This window comes from Mesorhizobium sp. M0208 (assembly GCF_040322015.1).
GTDB lineage: Bacteria > Pseudomonadota > Alphaproteobacteria > Rhizobiales > Rhizobiaceae > Mesorhizobium.
Genome location: NZ_JAMYSP010000032.1, coordinates 46,397 through 69,560, shown reverse-complemented (window position 1 = coordinate 69,560; position 23,164 = coordinate 46,397). Strand labels below are relative to the sequence as shown.

Sequence of the window (23,164 nt, the reverse complement as noted above, 5' to 3'; positions counted from 1 at the left end):
TGCAGACCATCGACAACCCGTTCGGCACGAGGTTGTCACCCATGTCTTAGGTACATTCTGTTACCCATGTCTCCGGGTCGTACCGATGAGAATTGGCTGGGGCGCCAGGATTCGAACCTGGGAATGTCGGTACCAAAAACCGATGCCTTACCACTTGGCGACGCCCCAACAGCCGGAGCGTGCCCGCTGTGCGCGCGGCCTTATAGGACGAGCCGGGAGAAAGCTCAATGCCGACATATCGACTATGCGCGACCGATTCACCAGTTTTGCAATCGCTACTTTGAATGGATCTATTCCCCCACTCCATTTCATTGCCATCCGGATCGACGAAATGGAACCGCCTGCCGCCGGGGAACGAAAAGATCGGCTTGACGAAGGTGCCGCCGGCATTCTCGACGGCACTCAATGTTGCCTCCAGCCTTTCGGAATAGAGCACGGGCAACGGCTTGGCCGGCGCATCTTGGCCATCCGGTAGAACACTGCCGTCCAGCCCTTCGGCAAGGCTGAGTAGGTCGGCCCGTAATCGGTGAACGACCATCAGAAGGCCGCGCTGTAGAAAGCCTTCACGCTGTCCAGCGTTCCGCCTGTAGCTGGCATTTCAGATAATCGAGCTTTCCGGCCATTCTCGTCTGTCCTTTGTTCTCTTTGTGTTCCAAAGCAAAGCTTTCAAAAAACAAGTCTTTCCGGCGCCGCTTTTCCTTAATCGATTGTAGAGGCCGGCGGGCTTGGTCGATGCCTTGCCTTTCGCACTGCAGCATCATATCGCTCGATTTGCCAATAATTTTCCAATCTCCTGCAACCGGGGAGCAAGCATGACCAAATGGGTATACACCTTTGGCGACGGCGCCGCGGAAGGCCGTGCCGGCGACCGCAATCTGCTCGGCGGCAAGGGCGCCAATCTGGCCGAAATGTGCAGTCTGGGCCTGCCGGTGCCGCCGGGCTTCACCATCACCACCGAAGTCTGTAACGCCTATTATGCCAACGGCCACACCTACCCGGCTTCGCTGGAAGGGGACGTCGCGGTGGCGCTTGACCACATAGGCCGGCTGACCGGGCGCCGTTTCGGCGATCCCTCGAAACTGCTTTTAGTATCGGTTCGCTCAGGTGCGCGCGCCTCGATGCCAGGCATGATGGACACCGTGCTCAATCTCGGGCTGAATGACGAAACGGTCGAAGCCTTGGCCGCCGATTCAGGCGATCCGCGCTTTGCCTATGACAGCTACCGCCGTTTCATCCAGATGTATTCCGATGTCGTCATGGGTCTCGACCATGAGGTGTTCGAGGAAATCCTCGAGGACCAGAAAGGCGGCCTCGGCCATGAGCTCGACACCGCGCTGACGGCGATCGAATGGCAAGGCGTGATCGCGCTCTACAAGGCCAAGGTCGAGGAGGAGCTCGGCAAGCCCTTTCCACAGGATCCGCACGAGCAGCTTTGGGGCGCCATCGGCGCGGTGTTTTCCAGCTGGATGAACAACCGCGCCATCACCTACCGGCGCCTGCACGATATCCCCGAAAGCTGGGGCACAGCGGTCAACGTCCAGGCCATGGTCTTCGGCAATATGGGCGACACTTCGGCCACCGGCGTCGCCTTCACCCGCAATCCGTCGACCGGCGAAAAGCAGCTCTATGGCGAGTTCCTGGTCAATGCCCAGGGCGAGGATGTCGTTGCCGGCATCCGCACGCCGCAGAACATCACCGAGGCTGCGCGGATTGCCGCCGGCTCCGACAAGCCGTCGCTGCAGAAGCTGATGCCGGACGCCTTCCAGGCTTTCGTCAGCATCTCGGACCGCCTGGAACAGCATTACCGCGACATGCAGGATCTCGAATTCACCATCGAGCGCGGCAAATTGTGGATGCTGCAGACCAGGTCCGGCAAGCGCACCGCCAAGGCGGCGCTGAAGATTGCCGTCGACATGGCCAGGGACGGATTGATCTCGAAGGAGGAGGCCGTCGCCCGCATCGATCCGGCCTCGCTCGACCAGTTGCTGCATCCGACCATCGATCCGAAGGCTGCGCGGGATGTGATCGGCGTCGGCCTGCCGGCCTCCCCGGGTGCTGCGACCGGCGAGATCGTGTTTTCCTCGAACGATGCCGAGGAGGCCAAGACGCAGGGCCGCAAGGCGATCCTGGTGCGCATCGAGACCAGCCCCGAAGACATCCACGGGATGCATGCGGCCGAAGGCATCCTGACGACGCGCGGCGGCATGACCAGCCACGCCGCCGTTGTGGCGCGCGGCATGGGCAAGCCTTGCGTATCAGGAGCCGGCTCGCTGCGCGTCGACTACAAGGCCGGCACGCTGATGGCGATGGGCGCGACCTTTCGCAAGGGCGACATCATCACCATCGACGGCGGCAACGGCCAGGTGCTGAAGGGCGCCGTGCCGATGCTGCAGCCGGAACTCTCGGGCGATTTCGCCGCCATCATGGAATGGGCCGACGGCGCGCGCCGCATGAAGGTGCGCACCAATGCCGAGACGCCGCTCGATGCGCGCATGGCGCGCTCCTTCGGCGCCGAAGGCATCGGGCTTTGCCGCACCGAGCACATGTTCTTCGACGGCGACCGCATCGTTGCCATGCGCGAGATGATCCTGGCCGATACGGAAAAGGACCGCCGAACGGCGCTGGCCAAGCTGTTGCCGATGCAGCGCTCCGATTTCCTCGAACTGTTCGAGATTATGGCCGGCCTGCCGGTGACGATCCGCCTGCTCGATCCGCCGCTGCACGAATTCCTGCCGAAGACCGAGGAGGAGGTGGCCGAGGTCGCCGCTGCCATGAACGTATCGCCGGACAAGCTCAGGCGGCGCACCGAAGCGCTGCACGAGTTTAATCCGATGCTCGGCCATCGCGGCTGCCGGCTTGCGGTCTCTTATCCCGAAATCGCCGAGATGCAGGCGCGCGCCATTTTCGAGGCAGCCGTGGAGGCCGGCAGGAAGGCGGGCGCGCTGGTGGTGCCCGAGATCATGGTGCCGCTGGTCGGGCTGGCGAAGGAGCTCGAATTCGTCAAGGCGCGCATCGATGCCGTCGCCAAGAGCGTGATGGAGGAAACCGGCGTCAAGATCACCTATCTTACCGGCACGATGATCGAACTGCCGCGCGCCGCGATCCGCGCTCATGTCATTGCCGAGGCGGCCGAATTCTTCTCTTTCGGCACCAACGATCTGACCCAGACCACCTTCGGCATCTCGCGCGACGATGCCGCCTCGTTTCTGGAGACCTATCGCCAAAAGGGCATCATCGAGCAGGATCCGTTCGTGTCGCTCGATATCGAGGGCGTCGGCGAACTGGTGCGGATGGCGGCCGAAAAAGGCAGGGCAACGCGGCCGGAGATCAAGCTCGGCATTTGCGGCGAGCATGGCGGCGACCCGGCCTCAATCCATTTCTGTGAAAAGGTCGGGCTCGACTATGTGTCATGTTCGCCCTACCGGGTGCCGATTGCCAGGCTGGCTGCCGCACAGGCGGCGGTACTGGTTCCGAAAGCTGGGGACCTGAATAAATCTGATCGAAGGAATTCGGACAGATAAGCACGGTGACCACGGAAATTTTTACTGCCTGGCGTCGAGCTGGGCATCGCGACCCTTTGGATGCACAGCAAGAATATTGCACTGCATAGTGAATCCCTCCGCGCAGCAAGGGTAAGTTGAAGTTTTCGACCCGCCGTGTGAAATGGCCGCGGGATGGTGAACATGTCTGATGATGAACAAACCGCTGCACGCTGGACGGTGAAGTCCGAACTCCGCGCCGTCGGCCGCGACAAGCCGCTGCTGCTGGCGCTGGCGGCGATCCTTTGCCTCTATTGTGCGTTTATCGCCGGACCGATCGTCTACGCGGTGCTGGCTATCAACGGCATTGCGGATTTCTTCAAATGAAGCCGGTTCCGGCGATCTCGCTCCGGTCCCGGTTCCTGTGTCTACCGCGCCCGAAATTGCTTGACCTGAACGAAATTGCTTAGCCGGGATGAAACTGTTCCCGTCTATCGTTCGTACCTTGGGGGGTACGGGAGGACACGTGACGATAAGAAACAGGCTTCCGGGCGGGACTTTGAAGATCAAGAAAAGGGACGAGCTGCGGCGCCGCGAGCAGAAGGGCGAGGTACCGGTTTGGCAGGTCGGCAATTATTTCGTCATCTGATGGCCGAGCGGCGTCTCCGATCGCCCATCGTCGCCCAACAAGTCCTCGCCCAGGAAATAGCCCGCGCACCCGACGATCCCGACTGGGCACTCCATGCGGGATCAGGAACCGCAGTGCGCGCCGCCGCTTAACTAGTCCCAGAAAAAGTCAGCGGGCAGGCGTTGACTCTTGCGCTACGGAAGGTCTCTGATGCTGCATTGCACAATGGGGCGGAGGAATCGATGGCGGTGCGTATCAGGATGCCTGGCGGCACGCTGAAGGTGAAGGTGTACCGCGAATTGCGCGACCGCGAGCGCGCCCGCCGTATACCCGTCGTCAAGATCGGCCGGATCTATTTCACCTGGTGGTCGAACCGGCAAAGCGCCGTCAATGATCAGCCGCTGGGCTGACCCACCTGACGCTTTGCGGCCTGGCGAGGCGCCTCCCCGCCGCTGGCCGGTGCGAACAAAGCTTGCGTCTGACGGCTGGAGGTCAACCGGTTGTTGGCGCGAACGAGACTGTTTCACGCAAGGTTAAGGACGTGGAGCCCGCACTGTGACCTAGCGCCTTGATGGCGGTTTGGGATCGCCACTTCGACTTTGATTTGGTCGATCTGGAACCGGTAGATGCGCCGCGCACGCGCCGGTGAAGGTTGCAAAGAACGGCCGCGGATAGGAGTTGAAGTCCACCGGCATCTGACCTTACCGATTTGTAACCAAATTCACGCGAACGTGCGCGTGACGGCTCCAAATCCCGACATCGTTTCTGCCCAGTTTCCGGCTCCCGAACCCGCCCCGGTGCCAGAAACAGATGTTGCAGAACCCGCCCACGCACGTCCGCTCGATTCTCATCCTCCAGACGAAATTCATCGGCGATCTTGTCCTCGCCTCGGCGCTCGCCAGTAACCTGCACCTCGAATATCCTAAGGCCAGGATCGTGTTTCTTTGCGAGGCGAGCTTTGCCAGTTTCCTGATGGCTCATGGCATCGCCTCGGACGTGGTGGCGTTCCGGCGCGTACGGATGCGTGGCACCCCTCTGGAGCGTGGCAGCGAGCTTTACGCGATGGTGCGCGCTCTGCGCCGGTTCCGGTTTGACCTGACCATCGACCTGGCCGATTCCAAAACCTCACGCATCATCGTCAGGCTCGTCAACGCCAAGACCCGCGTCGGATATGATCCTCCCGAAAAACCGTTGCGCTGGCTGGAACGCCAGCCCGCCAACGTCCTGGCCAAGCCGTTCGGCTTTGGTGGCCAGCATTATCTCTACCGCTATCTTTCGCCGCTTGAGGCACTCGGCGTGGAGTTGCGCGCGCCGGTCCCAAAGATTGAGCCGCTGCCGCTCGAGACCGCCAAGGCATTGGCGCTTCTCGACCGGCATCATCTCCGGCGTAACGCCTTCATAGCCGTTCATGCGGGAGCGAGCTTTCGGGGCCGGCAATGGCAACCGGAAGGTTTTGCGCTGGCGATCGACGAGCTCTCGCGACAGACCGGGTTGGACTTCCTGCTTGTCGGCGGCCCCGGTGAACAGGCATCTGCCGAGCGCATCGTCGCCAAGGCCGCTTCGCCGGTCGTCAACGTGGTCGGGGTGCTGTCGCTGGCAACGCTGCTGGCGGTCCTCGGCCAGGCACGCCTGTTTCTGGGGAACGAGAGTGGCCCGATGCACATGGCCGCCGCCGCGGGAACGCCGGTTGTCGGCCTCTTCGGCCTGACCGACCCCGCCGTCTGGGGTCCTGTCGGCGTGGCCAGTGTTACGCCGCGGCCCTCCATGCCTTGCGAGTGCGTAGCCAGGGACCTGTGCCGCCGTCCCGATCCGAGCAAGGCCTGCTGCGTCTGGCGGCTGGAGGTCAAAGCGGTTGTCGACGCGGTGCGCGCGATCCTTTCACGTACGGTTAAGGACGTGGAGCACGCATTGTGACCTCGCGCTTGCCAACGGTCAGGCCCGCGGTCAAATTGCCGCTGCCGACGCTTTTGCAGGGGCATCGTCCCGATTCCGCCTTGATGCCGGTCTTGGGGTCGCCGCTTCAACTTTGATCCGGCCGACCTGGAAATAATCAATGCGCCTGTTCCAAAAGCATTTTTGCGCCATTGCGATATCGCTGTGGGCTGCCTCTCCCGGCAACGCCCAGTTGCTCGTCGAACCGACGCTGCACATCAAGGCCGAGGCGGGCAGCGGCCGCGTCGCGCTAACGCTCGATGCCTGCGGCGGGCGGACCGATACAAGGATTCTCTCGGCGCTGGTGGAAAACAAGATTCCCGCCACCATTTTCGTCACCGGCATCTGGCTGAAACACAACGCCGCCGCCGTCGAGATCATGCGGGCGCATCCCGACCTATTTGAATTGGAAAACCATGGTGGCCGCCACGTCCCGGCCGTCGACACGCCGCAAAAGATCTACGGCATTCGCAGTGCCGGTAGCCCGCAGGCCGTGCTGGCCGAAGTCGAATCGGGTGCTGCCGCTCTTGCCGTGACCGGCGAACCGGCGCCGAAATGGTTTCGCGGCGCAACCGCCGAATACAGCCCGTCGGCAATCGCAATGATCCGCAAGCTTGGCTTCAAGATCGCCGGATTCTCAATCAACGGCGATGGCGGCTCATTGCTCGGCGCAAAAGAGACCGCCCGGCGCATCGCAGCGGCAAAGGACGGCGACGTAATCATCGCTCATATCAACCAGCCGACCCATGCGGCCGGCGAAGGCGTTGTGCAGGGACTTCTGGCGCTGAAGGCGAAGGGCCTCACCTTCGTGCGGCTCGACGATGCCGACGGCATCGGCGATGAAGGCACCACCGACTGATCAGTCGGGCGTGGCCTCGATGGTCACCTTGTTCGGATAGAACGCGCCGTGATCGCGGATATCGGCCATCTCGTCGAACGGCCGCTCATAGGCCCACATCGCATCCTTGCCTGCATCGCCGGCGGGCAGCACGCTCCAATAGCTGGCATCGCCCTTATAGGGGCAATGGGTCGAGTGTTCGGTCTTGCCAAGCTGTTTGAAGTCGATGTCGCCGAACGGAATGTAGAAAACCAGAGGGTAGGGCGATTCGGTCAGCACTTTGACCTTGCTGGACGAGGCGATGACGACATCGCCGGCGCGCACCGTCACGGTGCCCTTGTAAGGCTCGACGGTGATGACCTTGCCCGGATTGCGCTGAAAGCCTGGTGCCGGGTTTGCGATCTGGTCCATGTCGGATCTCCTTGCCTCGACCCAAGATGTGTCTGGCACGAGCCTTGCGCAAGAGCTGCCTGCCACCAGGCGGCAGTCTTGCGCTCGCCTCTGGTAGCCCGCCTGGAAATCAGGCCGCAGCCTGGAATGCGTCCATCAGCCCGGCATAGGCGGCGGCAATGCCGGCCACCGGATTGGTGCTTTTCGAGGTGGTCTCGACCTTCAGCGCACCACCGCTGGTCGGCAAGGTGAGCAGCAGGAACTGGCGATTGCCGCCATCGCCGACGCAGGCGGCAGCGACGTGCTGGGCTTCGCCCTCGTTCTCGACGCACATCTTGAACAAGAGCGTGCCGCCGACCGCCTCGAGGGCGCCACCGACGACCTCAACGAATTCATCTTCGGAAACGGCTTTGGCGTCAGGCACCAGATCGGCCTGCGCGACATCGGCTGCCACCAGATCAGCCAGACTTTCGGCAAGCGTATTTTCGAGGGCTTCGTCGTCGAGCTGCGCGTCCATGCGACACCTCTTATATTAGCCAATCGCGCCCCGCCCGTTAATCAACGTTAACGCCGAGCATGGCCGGATTGTGGCGAATTCCGCCTCATTTCGCCCTATGCACCGCTCCAGCCCGGTCACCGCTGGACAATCCGCCGGTTCGTCCCACAATGGCGAAAAATATTGGGAGGAACAAGATGCTCGGGCTGATGCAGGAATGGCCGCTGCTTTGCCACAAGCTGATCGACAATGCCGAGAGGCAGCACGGCAGACGCGAGATCGTGTCGCGCTCGATCGAGGGGCCGATCGTGCGCAGCACATATGCCGAAATCCACCATCGTGCCCTGAAGGTCGCCGAGCGGCTCGAGCGGGACGGCTTCGGGCTTGGCGACCGCATCGCGACCCTGGCCTGGAACACCGCGCGCCACATCGAGGCCTGGTACGGCATCATGGGTGTCGGCGCGATCTATCACACGCTCAACCCGCGGCTCTTTCCCGAGCAGATCACCTGGATCATGAACAATGCCGAGGATAAGGCGATCTTCGTCGACCTGACCTTCCTGCCGTTGCTCGAAAAGATCGCCGGTGCGGTCAAGTCGCTGAAGCAGGTTATTGTGCTGACCGACAAGGTGCATTTGCCGAAGACAGCGCTGCACAATGTCGTTGCCTATGAAGAGTGGCTTGCTCAAGCCGACGGCAACTTCGCCTGGAAGACATTCGATGAAAACACCGCCGCCGGCATTTGCTACACCTCGGGCACTACGGGCGACCCGAAAGGCGTCCTCTACAGCCATCGTTCGAACGTGCTGCACGCCTGGATCGCCGCGACGCCCGACGCCATGGGCATGTCGTCGCGCGATACCATACTGCCGGTCGTGCCGATGTTTCACGCCAATGCCTGGGGCCTTGCCCAGAGCGCGCCGATGGTCGGCGCCAAGCTGGTCATGCCCGGTTGCAAGATGGATGGCGCTTCGCTCTACGAGCTGCTCGACACCGAGAAGGTGACCCTCAGCGCCGCTGTGCCGACGGTGTGGATGATGCTCCTCCAGCATCTGGAAGAGACCGGCAAGAAACTTCCCTATCTCCAGAAAGTCGTCATCGGCGGCTCGTCCTGCCCCCGCGCGCTCACGACGAAGTTCCAGGACAGTTACGACGTCCAGGTCGTCCACGCCTGGGGCATGACCGAGATGTCGCCGCTCGGCACGCTGTGCACCCTGAAGCCGCAGTATGCCGGGCTGAAGGGCGAGGCCTGCCTAGGCGTCCAGCAGAAGCAGGGTTTCACACCGTTCGGCATCGAAATGAAGGTGACGGACGACGCCGGCAAGGAACTGCCATGGGACGGCAAGACCTTCGGCAGGCTCAAGGTCCGCGGGCCGGCCGTCGCGCGCGCCTATTATGGCGGCATCGGAGCCGAACAGTTCGATGAACAGGGCTGGTTCGATACTGGTGACGTCGCGCATATCGACCCCGGCGGCTACATGCAGATCACCGATCGCGCCAAGGACGTGATCAAATCGGGTGGCGAATGGATCTCGACCATTGAGCTCGAGAACCTTGCGGTCGGCCATCCCGATGTGGCGGAGGCCGCCGCCATCGGCATTCCGCATTCGAAATGGGGCGAGCGGCCTTTGCTCGTGGTCGTGCGTAAGCCGGGCAGGGAGCCGACCAAGACGGACATCCTCGCCTTCATGGACGGAAAGGTGGCGAAGTGGTGGATGCCGGACGACGTCGCCTTTGTCGGCGAAATCCCGCACACCGCTGCCGGCAAGATCCAGAAGATTACCTTGCGTCAGCAGTTCCGGGATTATCACCTGCCCACGGATTGACCGGAGATGCGGCGTCTTTGCGCCTTCAAGCCGCCGCTGAAAGGCGCACTATGCCTTTGTTCGGGTTGGGGCAGCGCGGAAAAACAATGACGGGAATTCCCGAGCGACGAACGTCGAGGGCTGCCGGTTGGTCGCGGCGCGCCGGCGCGTTTTCGGCAGTCCTGCTGCTGACCGCTCTCATCGGCCATCGCTATGACTTCGTCGAGACCCCACCTTTCCTATGGGTGCTTGGCATTGTCGCCTTGCTGGCCGCATTTGCGCTTCTGTTTGCCGGATTTGCCTTTGCGCGATTGTGGAATTTCGGCGATCGCGGCGGCCAGGACCTGACCGTCGGCGCCTTGCTGGCGCTTCTGGTGCTGGTCCCTTACGGCGTCGCGGCCTATTGGGCGGCGACCTATCCGCCGCTGCGCGACATCTCGACGGATCTGGACGACCCGCCGGCGCTCGATATTTCTACCCGGACAAAGGACATGAACGAGCTTTTGCCGCCGACGCCCGGCGAGCAGCGCCTGCAAATCGAAGCTTATCCGCTCGTTACCGGTCGCAGCTACACCTTGCCTTTCGATCGCGTTCTGGAGGCGGTCAAAACCGTGCTCGATCGGCGCGGCTGGCAGCTCACGGCGCCATTTCCCGACGCAGCAGGGCAAAGCGACGTGACGATCGATGCGCTGGCCAGGAGCTGGCTGCTTGGCCTTCCCGCCGATGTCGCCATCCGCGTGACCGACGACGGCGACGTGGTCATCGTCGATATGCGCTCGGCCTCGCGTTACGGCCGCCACGATCTTGGCGACAATGCAGCGCGCATCACCGATTTTCTTGCCGAACTGGACCAGGAAGTCGCCGGCCAGGTGGGCGTGGCGCCGGCGGAATGATGTCGGGAGGGTACTACTTTGCTGGCGAATAGATGCCGTCGATAGCCGGCGCGCCATCGGTGTGGACCAGGCCGCGCGCCACCAGGTCTTCCAGATGGGCAAGCACCGACAGGCCGGCCGCGCCATGCAGGCGCGGGTCGGTGTCTCGATAGATCACCTCCACCATGTCCTTGATTGCCCGATCGCCGCTGTTGATCCGCTCCAGAATTGCCCGTTCGCGCATTTTGCGATGCGTTTTCAATCGGCGCATGAAGCTGCGCGGCTCGGTCACCGGCCCGCCATGGCCGGGCAGCAGCAGCCGGTCGTCACGTTCGATCAGCCGGTCGAGCGATGTCATGTAGTCCGCCATCGCGCCGTCCGGCGGCGCGACGATCGTGGTAGCCCACGCCATGACGTGGTCGGCCGAGAAAAGGATGCCGGTTCCCTCCAGCGCGAAGGCTGCATGATTGGCGGTATGGCCGGGCGTCAGCACCGTCCGGATCGCCCAGCCGTTGCCGTCGATCACCATATCGTCCCGCAGCGCGATTTCAGGAACAAAGCCGGTGTCGGCGCTGGCATCGAGCGGACTGGCCTCGCCGGTACGCAACGGCCGCGCCGGACGATGTCGGCCTTCCGCCAGAACCGCCGCACCCGTATGCTGCTTTAACCGAGCCGCCAGCGGCGAATGGTCGCGATGCGTGTGGCTGACGAAGATATGGCTGACCGGCCTGGTCCCGATCACTTCGAGCAGTGTTCTAAGATGTGCCTCGTCATCCGGCCCGGGATCGATTACCGCCAGCGTCTCGCGTCCGACGATATAGCTGTTGGTTCCGTGAAAGGTGAACGGGCTTGGGTTCCTGGCGGTGATCCGAAGTACGTTGGGCGCAACGGCTACGCCTTGGCCGTAGGCAGGGTCGAAGCGTGTGTCGAATTTCAGCGCCATGCGAACGTCGCGACCTTTTTTGGGGCGAGGGCAAAACCGATTGCCGCATAGCACGGAAGCCAATATAGGAAAACGCAAGGCCGCGTTCGGCGGCAATCCGGAACGGGGAAGACCATGGCAATTGCAACGACGATGCGTCCGCTCATTTCTCTCGCTTTGCCCGAAAAGGGCCCGGCCCGCCTGGCGGGACAGCTTCTGCTGGCGTTCGCCGGAACGCTGCTGCTGGTCTTGTCGGCCAAGACCAAGGTCATGCTCGGTCCGGTCGATATCTCGATGCAGACGCTCGCTGTCTTCCTGATCGCTGCCTCCTTCGGCATGCGCCTCGGCGTCGCAACGCTGCTTCTCTACATGGCTGAGGGCGCGATGGGCTTTCCGGTCTTCCAGAGCACGCCGGAAAAAGGCATCGGCATCGCATACATGCTCGGTTCGACCGGCGGTTATCTAGCCGGCTTCGTCGTCATGGCGGCGATCGTCGGCTGGGCTGCCGACCGTGGCTGGGATCGCCATCCTATCAAGCTCTTCAATGCCATGCTGGTGGCCGAGATCGTCATGATGGCAATGGGCTTTGCCTGGCTGGCGCTGTTGATCGGCCCGGAAAAATCCTGGCAGTTCGGGGTGGTGCCCTTTATCGTCGGTGATCTGATCAAGGTAGCGCTGGCCGCGAGCCTGGTGCCGGCTGTCTGGTCGCTGCTGAAGCGTTCGTGAAGCCGGTCGAGCGGAACTTAAGTCAAAAGCGGACCTGCATGTTGTATCGCTGTCGCCATGTTATTGCCTGAACCCCCATGACTCGATGGTGACCCGTTCTGCGAGAAAACCTGCCGAATGGTTTTCGCCGTACTTGGTGTGGCCGTGCAGGATCTTTGTCGCCGGCGGCAGGCTTGTGCGCGACGCCTTCCGTCACATTAGCTTCAAGTTGACAGACTAAGTACCAGAACCAACGGGCGATTCGTCACGACTAGCGTAACCACGCACTTACGTATGCAAATAAATTGCTCGACATAGCATCTCAGCCAGCTGAAAAAGAAAGCGGCTCGATGATTATTTAGGCAGAGCTAAATTTCTGGACAATGTGTAGGAAATTCTTAACCCAACCGCCTTGACTCTAGTGGCTTGGTTGCTTGCTGGTATCCACACACTGTCGTAACCGTTGACCTGAGATCATGCCGCCGACCGCTGAAGGGAGACACGTGAATAGCGCGGAAAAAACAACGAGCAAGGCAACAATCCCGTCGCCTGAGCCGACCGCCGCGCCGGCAACCCGCTGGTATGCGGCCAGCGTCTTTCCCGGAAAGGAGCACGTTGCCGAGCGGCATCTCCGGATCCAGGGGTTCCAGCCCTTTGTGCCTCGCTGCGAGAAAACCGTGCGTCATGCCCGGAGGCTCGAAACCCGGTCGGCGGCCTATTTCCCAGGCTATATGTTCATCGCCCTTGACGTCGGACTGCAACGTTGGCGTTCGGTCAATGGAACATTCGGTGTGCGTTCCCTCGTTACGCAAGGCGACCGGCCTTTGCCGGTCCCCTCGGGTTTAGTCGAGCGTTTCATTGCATTGACCGGCAAGGATGGGCTGCTTGATTTCAGTGGAGGCCTCGCAGCCGGTGCCTCGGTCCGAATCCTTTCGGGCCCTCTCGCGGATACAATCGGTCGCCTTGACCGGCTCGATCCAGCGGGACGAGCCCGGGTTCTGGTGGCCATCATGAATGGCGAAATCCCTGTCGACTTGGATGCTAGGGATCTCGTAGCAATCGCGTAGCCGCAACCATCAAGGCGGCGTCGTGATGTAAATTGTTGTAGGATTGGCTCTCGGGTTTTCACCCGGGAGTGCGGTAGCAGTTCTTTGGTGGGACTAGGCGTTGTCTGACGAGATCGTCTCGTCGGCGCTGATTGAGAGTACGCGATATGCGAATAACAATGATTGGTGCCGGCTATGTGGGGCTCGTCTCGGGCGCCTGCTTCGCCGACTTTGGCCATCAGGTCTGCTGCATCGATCGTGATGCGGACAAGCTTGCCATGCTCAAACTCGGCAAGATACCGATCTATGAGCCAGGGCTTGACGACCTCGTCACCACCAACACCGCGCAAGGCCGCTTGCGTTTCGACGACAATCTGGCGGATGCCGTTTCCCAATCGGATGTCGTCTTCATTGCCGTGGGCACGCCATCACGGCGTGGCGATGGCCATGCCGACCTGTCCTTCGTCTATGACGCGGCCGCCGAAGTTGGTCGCGCACTCAAGGAGTTTACGGTCGTGGTGACGAAATCGACCGTTCCCGTCGGTACCGGCGATGAGGTGGAACGGATCATCCGCGAGCAAAATCCCACAGGTGATTTTGCGGTGGTCTCCAATCCGGAATTTCTTCGCGAAGGATCGGCCATCGAGGATTTCAAGCGGCCCGACCGCATCATCGTCGGGACCGATGCAGAACGGGCCAAAGCCGTCATGGGCGAGATCTATCGCCCACTCTCGTTGAATGTCGCGCCGATATTCTATACGAGCCGGCGTACGGCTGAGCTCACCAAATATGCCGGCAACGCGTTTCTTGCCATGAAGATCACCTTCATCAACGAAATTGCCGATCTCTGCGAGCGGTTGGGAGCCGATGTTCAGGACGTCGCGCGCGGCATCGGCATGGACAATCGCATCGGCGCCAAGTTTCTTCATGCCGGGCCGGGCTATGGCGGTTCCTGTTTCCCGAAAGATACGCTTGCGCTGGTCAAGACCGCGCAGGACGCGGCAAGCCCCGTGCGGCTTATAGAAACGACGGTCTCCATAAACGACCAGCGCAAACGGGCGATGGCGCGCAAGGTGGTCGAGGCCTGCGGCGGCACGGTGCGCGGCAAGACTGTCGGTATCCTTGGCCTTACGTTCAAGCCGAACACCGACGATATGCGCGACGCCCCCTCATTGGCCATCATTCAGGCACTCCAGGATGCAGGCGCTTCGATCAAGGCCTATGATCCGGTCGGCATGGAGCAGGCGCGCAAGATGATCGACGGCATTGAATTCGGGGAAAGCGCCTACGCGGTGGCCGACGGCGCGCACGCGATCGTCATCGTCACCGAGTGGAACGCGTTTCGGTCACTGGATCTGAAGCGGCTCGGTGCAGTCATGGCGACGCCGGTGATGGTTGACCTGCGAAACGTCTACCGCGGCGAGGACGTCGTGAAGGAAGGCATAGCCTATTCGAGCGTCGGCCGAGGAGCGATATCTCGCCGAATGGATGTGGGTCATTGAAGCTTGAATGTTGATCAGGTTAGCGGAAATCAACTTGAACACTTCTACAATTACCCTGCCTAGAGCAAGGCATATTTTGCTTCGGATGCGCTTTCAATTGCTAGGTGGATTGACCTTCGCTATTTTGTTTCCTGTGCTTGTCCGTATGTCGTTTGGGTTTGGCGTAATATTTTCTTCAAACATGCAGGTAACGATTTTGGCTGCATTTATTGCTCACATGACAGGCTACTTGTTTTATAAGCGAATTGGAAATTTTCCTGGTGTGGCAGCAACAGGTTACATCCTACCCACCTTTGCGCTAACCTATGGTGTTGTTTTTGTTACCATTTTCTTTTTTCGGTTTGACTACAGCCGGTTCCAAGCCGCTGCGAGCTTCATCCAATCAACATTGTGGTATTTCGGCTTGCATTTAGCCACTCGAAGGCTAGCTCCATACCGGCTGGCAATAATTCCTGGTGGAGATGTAAGTAGGCTCGAAAGCATACCAGGCGTGAGTTGGCACTGGATTCGTTCGCCTGACAGGGTTATCGACTATGCAAACGGCGTCGTGGCCGATCTTCGGGCCGATCTTTCAGATGAGTGGGAGGGATACATCGCCGACCGTGCGCTCTCGGGAACGCCGGTCTACCACGTCAAACAGATCAGCGAATCTCTCACCGGCCGGGTCGAGATCGAGCATCTTTCCGAAAACACGCTGGGCTCCCTGAATCCAAACCAGGCTTACCTGAAGATAAAGCAGGCGATAGACTGGGCTTCTGCATTATTTGTGCTTGTTGTCTTCTCACCATTGCTGGTGTTCGTGGCGATTGCCGTAAAGATCGATTCGCCTGGACCGGCGCTATTTAGACAGAAGCGAATGGGCTATAGAGGCCATCCGTATGAGGTCTATAAGTTTCGAACGATGAAGCTCAGCGACACGGCCGTTGACGAGAAGGAAGCGGCCATCACGAAGGCCGGCGACACACGCATCACCCGTTTGGGGCAGTTCTTGAGAAAATCCAGGATCGACGAGTTGCCGCAGGCATTCAACATCCTGCGCGGCGAGATGAGCTGGATCGGTCCGCGCCCGGAAGCGCTTGTCCTATCGAAATGGTACGAGGCGGAGCTGCCGTTCTATCGATACCGGCACATCGTGCGGCCTGGCATTACTGGCTGGGCGCAAGTCAACCAAGGGCACGTCGCGGCCGTCGACGATGTCCTGGAAAAACTTCACTACGACTTCTACTACATCAAGAATTTCTCTCCTTGGCTCGACGTGCTGATCGTGTTTCGCACCATCCGAACCATGCTGACGGGATTTGGCGCACGTTGACAAGGCGACAAAGATCAGTAGTGGACGCAGCCATGCGGCCGCGCACGAGACCTACAGATGGGCATAAACAATAGTTTTTTGAAATGGGTATTTAAAATGCAATGCCTTATGGCGCGCTGATTGGCATTGAGAATATCGTCCTATCGACACAGGAGAAGCACAATGACTAGGAAAACCGCGCTCATAACCGGCATCACCGGCCAGGATGGCGCCTATCTGGCGGAACTTCTTTTGGCAAAGGGCTATGATGTTCATGGCATCAAGCGGCGTTCCTCGTCGTTTAACACCGGTCGCATCGATAGTCTCTATCAGGACCCCCATGAAAAGAACGTCAGGCTGTCATTGCACTATGGCGACATGACCGACGCCACCAATCTTATCCGTATTGTCCAGGAAGTGCAGCCAGACGAGATTTACAATCTTGCGGCCCAATCCCACGTCCAGGTGAGTTTCGAGACCGCAGAATATACAGCGAACGCGGATGCGATCGGTACGTTACGTCTCCTCGAAGCCATCCGGTTGCTTGGCCTGACAAAGAAGACGCGCTTCTATCAGGCTTCGACTTCGGAGCTCTACGGCAAGGTTCAGGAGATCCCGCAACGAGAAACGACGCCTTTCTATCCTCGCTCACCATATGCGGCTGCCAAAATCTACGCTTACTGGATCACCGTGAATTACCGCGAAGCCTATGATATCCATGCTTCCAATGGCATCCTGTTCAACCACGAGAGCCCGATGCGCGGCGAGACATTTGTCACCCGCAAGATCACCCGGGCGGCTGCTGCGATCAGCTTGGGCCTTCAGGACAAGCTCTACCTCGGAAATCTGTCTGCCGAACGGGACTGGGGCCACGCCCGCGACTATGTCGAAGGTATGTGGCGAATTCTTCGGCATGACGTGCCCGATGACTACGTTCTCGCAACCGGCGTGAAGAACTCGGTCCGCCGCTTTGTCGAGCTTGCATTCAATGAGGTTGGGACCGAGATCCAATGGGTTGGCTCCGGTATCGACGAAAAAGGCATCGACGCGAAATCGGGCGCCGTTCTGGTCGAGGTGGACCCCCGCTATTTCAGGCCGACCGAAGTTGAGCTTCTGATTGGTGACGCATCGAAAGCGGAGCGCGTTCTAGGGTGGAAGGCAACAACGTCCCTAGCAACCATGGTCCAGGAAATGGTCCAGTCCGACCTTGAAACGGTAAAGCGCGAATCGGAGCACCGGCGTCTGGACGAGGATCAGATTCGAGTTGCGGCACAGTAAGGAACGTTGCACCGAGGTGACATGAAAATCTCGGTTTTAACAGTTTGCCGGAATTCGGCGGCGACAATTAACCATACGCTCGACAGCTTCCTGGCCCAGGATCATTTGGACAAGGAGCTGGTGGTTATCGATGGGGGCTCGCGGGATGAAACGCTGCCGATAATCCGATCTTACTCACAGGACCAGATTCGGTTGGTCAGCGAACCCGACAGCGGAATGTATGATGCACTCAACAAAGGACTGCGGCTCTATACGGGTGATGCCGTAGGGGTTCTTAATTCCGACGATTGCTTTCATGACCGCACGGCGCTGAGGCGAATCTCCGCAGGGCTTGAACAGGCGGACATCGTGCATGGTGACCTGGACTTTGTTGAAGATCATCTGACCAAGCGGGTCGTACGCCGTTGGCGTGCGGTTCCCCGGCCCTTCAAGGGTTTTCGGACCGGCTGGATGCCGGCCCATCCCACGTTCTATGTTAAACGGAAAGTCGCCGAAGCGACCGGTGCTTTCGATCTTAATTTCAAGGTGGCATCGGACTATGATTGGATGCTCAGAGCTGTTGAACTCCATGGATTTAAGTCGGCCATAGTCGAGCAGGTCTTGGTTGACATGATGATTGGTGGCGAAAGCACGCGCAGTCTTAAATCTCATGTTTTGCACAATATGGAAGCATTGCGAGCACGGCGCCAATGGCTGGCTTCGGGTTGGATAGACTATGCGCTCATCGCAAAGCCTGTACGCAAAATTGGGCAGTTTTTCGTGGAGCGCGGCACGTCACGGGCATGAACGAAATCAAGGTTTTCTTTGCGGCATGCGGGCGTGGGTTGGATAACTGTAAGACGAATCTTTTTCTGACTCATCTCATTTGCTCGAGTTCCCGTGTTTCGAGCCTAAAAACAGTGAGTGGTTAACTCAGCTATGAACATCTATGGCCTGCAGAACTCCGCTTTTTCGCTTTTTGCTAGAGTGGTTCCACTGCGTTTGCGCATTCCATCACGTGGCTGCGGTTTCTTTGGCGACCTCTTCATGACCCTCAATGGCCTAAGATTTGCTGAGCTTTGCGGAGCGGATGCGTCCGTGGTATGGGGGCAAAATAGCCTCTATTTTGATGCGAACTCGGGACAGAACGCTTATCGCTACTTTTTCGAACAGGCCGAGTTTGACATTAGGACGCCTAGATCGCGCCTGTCCTTGGACATGAAATATCGTCCAACTGCCGATACATTTCGCCGATACGACGGCCTGAGCGTCCGCGCATCGCTTAGACGTGCGCTCGCGAAGTATTGTGTTGTCCGAAAGGAAATTGCAGACGCAGTTGAGACGTTCGTCCGTGACGAATTCAGCAATCTGACGCTTGGTGTTCATATTCGCATGACGGATGCAGCGACCGGTGCTGAGAATCGGAAGGTCGCTGCAATCGATCTCTATAAATATCACGCAGACAAATGGATCAACAGAAACCCCGATGGACGAGTGTTTTTAGCAACGGATGACGAGCGAATTGTCGAGGAGTTCGGGAATCGCTACCGCGAGCGGCTTGTTGTTCGAAAAAGCTTACGATCAACAGACGGAACTTCCTTGCACGGTCACTACGATATTGGGGTCGCAGGAAGTGGTCTAATTAAGGGACAAGATGTTCTTACCGAAGCTTTGATTCTTTCACGATGTAATTACCTTGTTAGAAGTCACTCCAGAGTAACCTGCTACACACTTTGTGTGAATCCCGCGCTGGAATTTACTGACCTGAGCTTGGAAATTGACGGGGTAGATAGAACGCCTTGGCTCCGCGGCAATGGTTTTATTGAGAGATGATGGCTCAGATAGTTCCATTTATGGTATTGGCATTGGCTGCTGTTGTCGCGATGCGCCTGCCGCTTGGAAAGGATTTAGCTGTACCCGCGTTTCTTCAACCCTGGTTTGCGCTGACCCCGAATGTGGGGCTCAATCTTCCGCTCTCTAAGCTCCTGTTTGGCATTCTCATATTCAAATATCTTCTACATGGGCGCTTTGATCCAATAAAGTCTTCGCTTTTTCTAATCTATATGCTGCTGTTGGCCTCGGGACTTTGTGCCGCCACTGTTTCGCTGTCTGTGACGGGATCAGGCGTAGAATTTGTGGGTGGCGGATTTCGAAATGGCTGGCTGCGTGTTTTCGTAGCTGCAATGAGCCTCACGCTTAGCTTTGCGCCCATGTTCCTCCTTTTGGCGAAAGGGATTGACATACCTTCTCGCTTCCTAATTCGATGCATCTGCATTTCTCTGCTCACACTGTGCCTGATCGGTATTTGTCAGTTCGCCGTTTTTGTGGTGACGGGAATCGACATGTTACCGCTCGGACTTTTTATGGGGGCAGAGGATGCGCAAACCGGTATGCTGGCTATCGGCGGCTCCCTTTATATTAGGCCCGGTTCTCTTGCCGGCGAACCGAAGAGTTTAGGTATTGGAGCCTGCGTGCTTTTGCTGATGCTGATTACGATGGGGCGTCAGATTTTCCCTTCCAAGTTCAATAGATATTTTGCGGGAGCAGGCGGTCTATTGACCATTTTGCTCACGCAGTCGACGTCAGCCTTCATTTCGTTATGTCTAGGTTCGGCTGTTTATCTAGCACTGCGCAGCGTAGGGCGACCGCTCCGGAACGGCGAGATAGTTTCGTTGTATACCGCTGGTGCTGTTGTTATTCTCTCTGTGTTCCTCACGAGAGTCTCGAGTATCGATACTCTTGGTTTGTCTGCACAAGAGGTAGCGACTCCAGATAGCTTTGTTTCTCTTCTACAAAGCAGAACTCTGGATCGATTAGAAGTTGAGGACTTCGATGTTATTATTCTTAAGTCAATGCTCGATGACACTCAGTCGATGATCCTAGGAAAGGGGTTGGGATTGGCTCACCTTTTTACCAGCGACTATATTCCTGATGTGTGGCGGTACTACATGCAAGACCGCATCATATTTCCGAAAACCGGTTTGACGTTTTACCTCGCTAGTGGGGGGATCTTTTCCGTGTTTCTCTTTGTTATGCTGATGGCCGCCATGACACCAGGAGCTCAGCGGAGTGGAGACTTGTTGGATAGAAGGTTATGGCGGTCCCTTCTTTTTATGCAGCGCACGGTTATCCCCCTTATGTTTTTAGCAATGATACGCATCTATGTGCTCGAACTGTCACTGCTGGTTGGCGCAATTCTGACAATCGGTCTCCAGCAGACGCTAAATATCAATAGTCGGAGACACCTCTTGTCCTTGAATCCGAGTGATAGGAGAGGATCCGTTTCAACACCCATTTGATTGGCCCAGGTCCCCAATACAGATAGAAACAAGTCCTCGTTCGCATTTCAGAAACACCGGAGAGACTGAATGATCCCACATTCTTTGGAGCTACGAACCAGAGATATCGCGCGACTAGTTGGACTTGAGGTTAGCCCAAGCAATCTCTATTCACGCTTTGATCTTCGGGTTGCCGAGGTTCTCAACATCAAACAAGCACGGTTCCTTCTGGATGTGGGTGCGAATCAGGGTCAGTTCGCATCTGCGGTTTTGAAGGCTGGGTTTGAGGGGACGGTTATATCGTTCGAGGCCTTGCCCCAAGTCTATCAGGAGCTCTTGGCTTCGGCGTCGGCATTTGGCAAACGATGGGTGGCAGCGCCGCGGGCGGCGCTTAGCGGTCGCAGTGATCTGACTCAACGCTTTTTCGAGGTAATCCAATGATGCAAGCATTCATCAAAAATAGTGTAGAGCGGCTATCGGGCGACCAGGTTTGGCTCGAACGCAGTGCAGATTTCTCGCGGCTGGCGGAGTTTGTTCACTCTGTGCGCCCCCGTGCAACGACTACGCCGTTAGTAAGAATTGGGAAACCGGGTGATGGCGGATATCTATTGCCAGATGATTTGGAGGGCATGAAGATATTGATTTCGCCGGGCGTCTCGACAGAGGTGACCTTCGATTCTGAAATGTCGAAGCGCGGATTGCACTCCTTTATGGCAGATGCGTCGGTAGATGGACCTCCTGTTAATGATCCGAATTTCCATTTCTTCAAAAAATTTGTGGACGTTCACGAGGATAACTTGAATATGCGACTGGATTCCTTGTGCCAGAAGGTCCCTCCAGAGCTGGATGGCGATCGGATACTCCAAATGGACATTGAAGGAGCAGAGTATCGCGTGCTTTTGGATCTTGACGAAGACAATCTAAAAAAGTTTAGAATAATGGTCGTTGAATTCCATCACCTTACGCGGTTATTTGGCGAGTCGCAGATGCAAATTATAAGTGCGACATTCCGAAAATTACTGCGGCATCACTACGTAGTGCATATTCATCCCAATAACGTTGCGCCGCCAACCCAAAGAGGCGGCGTGAGTATCCCACCCGTTATGGAATTTACATTCCATCGCAAGGATCGTACGACCTTGGTCGAAGGCGGAAAATGCTTAATTCCAAATCCGTTAGACGCAGATAATTTGCCACATCGCCCTGCGGTCGTTCTTCCAGAGTGTTGGAGATAGACAGCTTCTACATGATAAGCCGTCAGTGCGTAGGCGTTGTCTATCCTATTAGATGAGTTGTTTCATAACTGTTATGAGGAGAATGATATTGTACTGTGTGCAGTCGGAATGATCGTTTGCTGACCACAAGACTTCGGCAAGTCGCCTCAACTGCCGTGCTCGGAAGCGTCGCAAATGTCGTTCGGGTTCTTGCGACTTTGGTGACAGTACCGTCGCTTCTCACATACCTCGGGCAGGATCGTTTTGGTCTTTGGATCCTTTCCCTTTCCCTGATGGGCGTTCTTGGATTCGCGTATTCAGGGACGGCTGGTGCCATCGTCACTGCAGTGAGTCGCTCGCTCAGAGATCCTTTGCATGACGCAGTTCGCCTTGCTGTTACGAGTGCTATGACGATATCTGTTTTATCCGGATTGTTCTGCACCGTCGCTGGCCTTTTAATCTGCTCGCTTGTCGATTTGCCGTCTCTCCTAGGCGTAAGAGCGTCAGTCTCTGCCCATGAAGTTACAACGCACTTGGCAACGATGGCGCTTTTGCTCGGCGTTGGCTTTCCTGCGAACGTGCCGAAGTTCGTATTGATTGGGTCATTACGTGGAGGGATTGCCTATAGCATTGAGTTAGCCGGAGTAATCAGCGCAACGTGTTTGCTCCTAATTTCAATAACATTTAGGCAGCCACTATATATCCTTGCGCTGGCTTTTCTCGGCCCTCAATATCTCCTCATGTTTTTCCTCGGAAGATATGCCTTGAGCCGCCATAGCGTTCCATTATTTTCCAGGCGCTATTTCGTTTGGAGAGACGTTATTGGCATGTTTCGGGAAGGATCGAAGCTCGCCCTTAGCCAAGCTTCCTTTGCAATTGCCTCACATACAGATTTGACTTTGATAAGCGTGATTGCAGGTGCTGGGGCCGCTGTGCCATACGGATTGGCACAGCGGGTGTTTGGAGCTCCGATAATGTTTTTGGCCGTAGCAAATGATGCGCTTTGGCCAGCTCTAGCCCGAGCCGACGCCAATGGTGAAAGGCGTTGGGTCCGGACTACCTATCTTCGAACGCTGATTTCAATGGGTATCGTATCGTCTGTTGCCAGTAGCTTAATTTGGACGCTTTACGGGCCCTTGACTAAGCTTTGGCTTGGAGCTCCTATCGCGACTAGCCCTCTTTTGCTGGGTGGAATGGCGGCCCTCGTCGTAGCTACAATGATGGTGCACACCACCGCCATGCTACTTCGTTCCGTCGGACAGACAACCATTCTCATGCGAGCAATGATGGCAATGATGCTTGTAAACGTGCCCGCTTCAATCGCCCTAATTCATTTTATCGGCGCGGCTGGCGCTGTATGGGGCACAGTTATCTCTTACGCAATCTGTTTGATCGCTCCGTTCATCTGGATTGTACCTAGAATTCTGAAGCAAAGAGAAAATGATAGCGCTTCGGAGCGTACCCAAGGAAGTATATTGAGTAATCAGGTGTAAGTGTGAGAATCTCAAT

The 23,164-nt window shown here is 57.8% G+C and carries 21 protein-coding genes, 1 tRNA gene and 1 pseudogene; 18 read left to right on the top strand and 5 right to left on the bottom strand.

Annotated elements, in window-relative coordinates; translation table 11 throughout:
• Nucleotides 1-93: 93 nt before the first annotated feature.
• Both NKJ17_RS25610 and NKJ17_RS25605 read right to left on the bottom strand, forming a co-directional pair.
• Nucleotides 94-168: transfer RNA gene (locus NKJ17_RS25610), tRNA-Gln, on the bottom strand.
• A 127-nt stretch (nt 169-295) separates the two neighbouring features.
• A pseudogene (locus tag NKJ17_RS25605) lies at nt 296-623 on the bottom strand (VOC family protein); the annotation flags it as partial.
• A 189-nt stretch (nt 624-812) separates the two neighbouring features.
• Between NKJ17_RS25605 and ppdK the strand changes: the two are divergent.
• The 5 genes from ppdK (at nt 813) to NKJ17_RS25580 (ending at nt 6,898) form a co-directional block, all read left to right on the top strand.
• A complete protein-coding gene (ppdK, locus tag NKJ17_RS25600) occupies nt 813-3,521 on the top strand; it encodes a pyruvate, phosphate dikinase (protein WP_352690639.1) in 2,709 nt (902 codons plus the stop codon).
• Between the two features lie 162 nt (nt 3,522-3,683).
• Complete coding sequence (locus NKJ17_RS25595) at nt 3,684-3,866, top strand: hypothetical protein (protein WP_352690637.1); 183 nt, start codon at nt 3,684-3,686, stop codon at nt 3,864-3,866.
• A gap of 483 nt (nt 3,867-4,349) precedes the next feature.
• A complete protein-coding gene (locus NKJ17_RS25590) occupies nt 4,350-4,517 on the top strand; it encodes a hypothetical protein (RefSeq protein ID WP_352690635.1) in 168 nt (55 codons plus the stop codon).
• Between the two features lie 400 nt (nt 4,518-4,917).
• Entirely contained in the window at nt 4,918-6,021 is a 1,104-nt protein-coding gene (locus NKJ17_RS25585; protein WP_352690633.1) for a glycosyltransferase family 9 protein, read from the top strand.
• Between the two features lie 139 nt (nt 6,022-6,160).
• Nucleotides 6,161-6,898, top strand: coding sequence for a polysaccharide deacetylase family protein (locus NKJ17_RS25580; protein ID WP_352690631.1), 738 nt, complete (start codon nt 6,161-6,163; stop codon nt 6,896-6,898).
• On the opposite strand, the gene NKJ17_RS25575 is transcribed toward NKJ17_RS25580, so the two are convergent.
• Entirely contained in the window at nt 6,899-7,288 is a 390-nt protein-coding gene (locus NKJ17_RS25575) for a DUF427 domain-containing protein (protein ID WP_352690629.1), read from the bottom strand. It abuts the gene before it with no gap.
• A gap of 109 nt (nt 7,289-7,397) precedes the next feature.
• On the bottom strand, nt 7,398-7,784 hold the full coding sequence (locus tag NKJ17_RS25570) for a hypothetical protein (protein ID WP_352690627.1): 387 nt from the start codon (nt 7,782-7,784) through the stop codon (nt 7,398-7,400).
• A gap of 176 nt (nt 7,785-7,960) precedes the next feature.
• Between NKJ17_RS25570 and NKJ17_RS25565 the strand changes: the two genes are divergently transcribed.
• Complete coding sequence (locus tag NKJ17_RS25565) at nt 7,961-9,589, top strand: fatty-acid--CoA ligase (RefSeq protein ID WP_352690625.1); 1,629 nt, start codon at nt 7,961-7,963, stop codon at nt 9,587-9,589.
• A gap of 86 nt (nt 9,590-9,675) precedes the next feature.
• Complete coding sequence (locus NKJ17_RS25560; protein WP_352690621.1) at nt 9,676-10,461, top strand: DUF1499 domain-containing protein; 786 nt, start codon at nt 9,676-9,678, stop codon at nt 10,459-10,461.
• A gap of 13 nt (nt 10,462-10,474) precedes the next feature.
• On the opposite strand, the gene NKJ17_RS25555 is transcribed toward NKJ17_RS25560, so the two are convergent.
• Entirely contained in the window at nt 10,475-11,383 is a 909-nt protein-coding gene (locus NKJ17_RS25555; protein ID WP_352690618.1) for an MBL fold metallo-hydrolase, read from the bottom strand.
• Between the two features lie 114 nt (nt 11,384-11,497).
• Between NKJ17_RS25555 and NKJ17_RS25550 the strand changes: the two genes are divergently transcribed.
• The 11 genes from NKJ17_RS25550 (at nt 11,498) to NKJ17_RS25500 (ending at nt 23,148) form a co-directional block, all read left to right on the top strand.
• A complete protein-coding gene (locus NKJ17_RS25550; protein ID WP_352690615.1) occupies nt 11,498-12,088 on the top strand; it encodes a biotin transporter BioY in 591 nt (196 codons plus the stop codon).
• A 482-nt stretch (nt 12,089-12,570) separates the two neighbouring features.
• A complete protein-coding gene (gene nusG, locus NKJ17_RS25545) occupies nt 12,571-13,134 on the top strand; it encodes a transcription termination/antitermination protein NusG (protein WP_352690613.1) in 564 nt (187 codons plus the stop codon).
• A 146-nt stretch (nt 13,135-13,280) separates the two neighbouring features.
• Nucleotides 13,281-14,615: a UDP-glucose dehydrogenase family protein gene (locus NKJ17_RS25540; RefSeq protein WP_352690611.1), complete on the top strand. Its 1,335-nt coding sequence runs from the start codon at nt 13,281-13,283 to the stop codon at nt 14,613-14,615.
• 34 nt (nt 14,616-14,649) lie between these two features.
• A complete protein-coding gene (locus NKJ17_RS25535) occupies nt 14,650-15,927 on the top strand; it encodes a sugar transferase (protein WP_352690609.1) in 1,278 nt (425 codons plus the stop codon).
• A gap of 162 nt (nt 15,928-16,089) precedes the next feature.
• Entirely contained in the window at nt 16,090-17,184 is a 1,095-nt protein-coding gene (gmd, locus tag NKJ17_RS25530) for a GDP-mannose 4,6-dehydratase (RefSeq protein WP_352690645.1), read from the top strand.
• 21 nt (nt 17,185-17,205) lie between these two features.
• Nucleotides 17,206-17,970: a glycosyltransferase family 2 protein gene (locus tag NKJ17_RS25525; RefSeq protein ID WP_352690607.1), complete on the top strand. Its 765-nt coding sequence runs from the start codon at nt 17,206-17,208 to the stop codon at nt 17,968-17,970.
• Between the two features lie 132 nt (nt 17,971-18,102).
• On the top strand, nt 18,103-18,996 hold the full coding sequence (locus NKJ17_RS25520; protein WP_352690605.1) for an O-fucosyltransferase family protein: 894 nt from the start codon (nt 18,103-18,105) through the stop codon (nt 18,994-18,996).
• Nucleotides 18,996-20,462, top strand: coding sequence for a hypothetical protein (locus tag NKJ17_RS25515; protein WP_352690603.1), 1,467 nt, complete (start codon nt 18,996-18,998; stop codon nt 20,460-20,462). Before NKJ17_RS25520 ends, NKJ17_RS25515 begins: the two co-directional genes overlap by 1 nt.
• A gap of 69 nt (nt 20,463-20,531) precedes the next feature.
• A complete protein-coding gene (locus NKJ17_RS25510; protein ID WP_352690601.1) occupies nt 20,532-20,882 on the top strand; it encodes a class I SAM-dependent methyltransferase in 351 nt (116 codons plus the stop codon).
• Nucleotides 20,879-21,676 (top strand): FkbM family methyltransferase, encoded by a 798-nt coding sequence (locus tag NKJ17_RS25505; RefSeq protein ID WP_352690598.1) that lies wholly within the window; start codon nt 20,879-20,881, stop codon nt 21,674-21,676. The genes NKJ17_RS25510 and NKJ17_RS25505 overlap by 4 nt, the downstream gene beginning before the upstream one ends.
• A gap of 116 nt (nt 21,677-21,792) precedes the next feature.
• Nucleotides 21,793-23,148 (top strand): lipopolysaccharide biosynthesis protein, encoded by a 1,356-nt coding sequence (locus tag NKJ17_RS25500; RefSeq protein ID WP_352690596.1) that lies wholly within the window; start codon nt 21,793-21,795, stop codon nt 23,146-23,148.
• Nucleotides 23,149-23,164 lie beyond the last annotated feature (16 nt).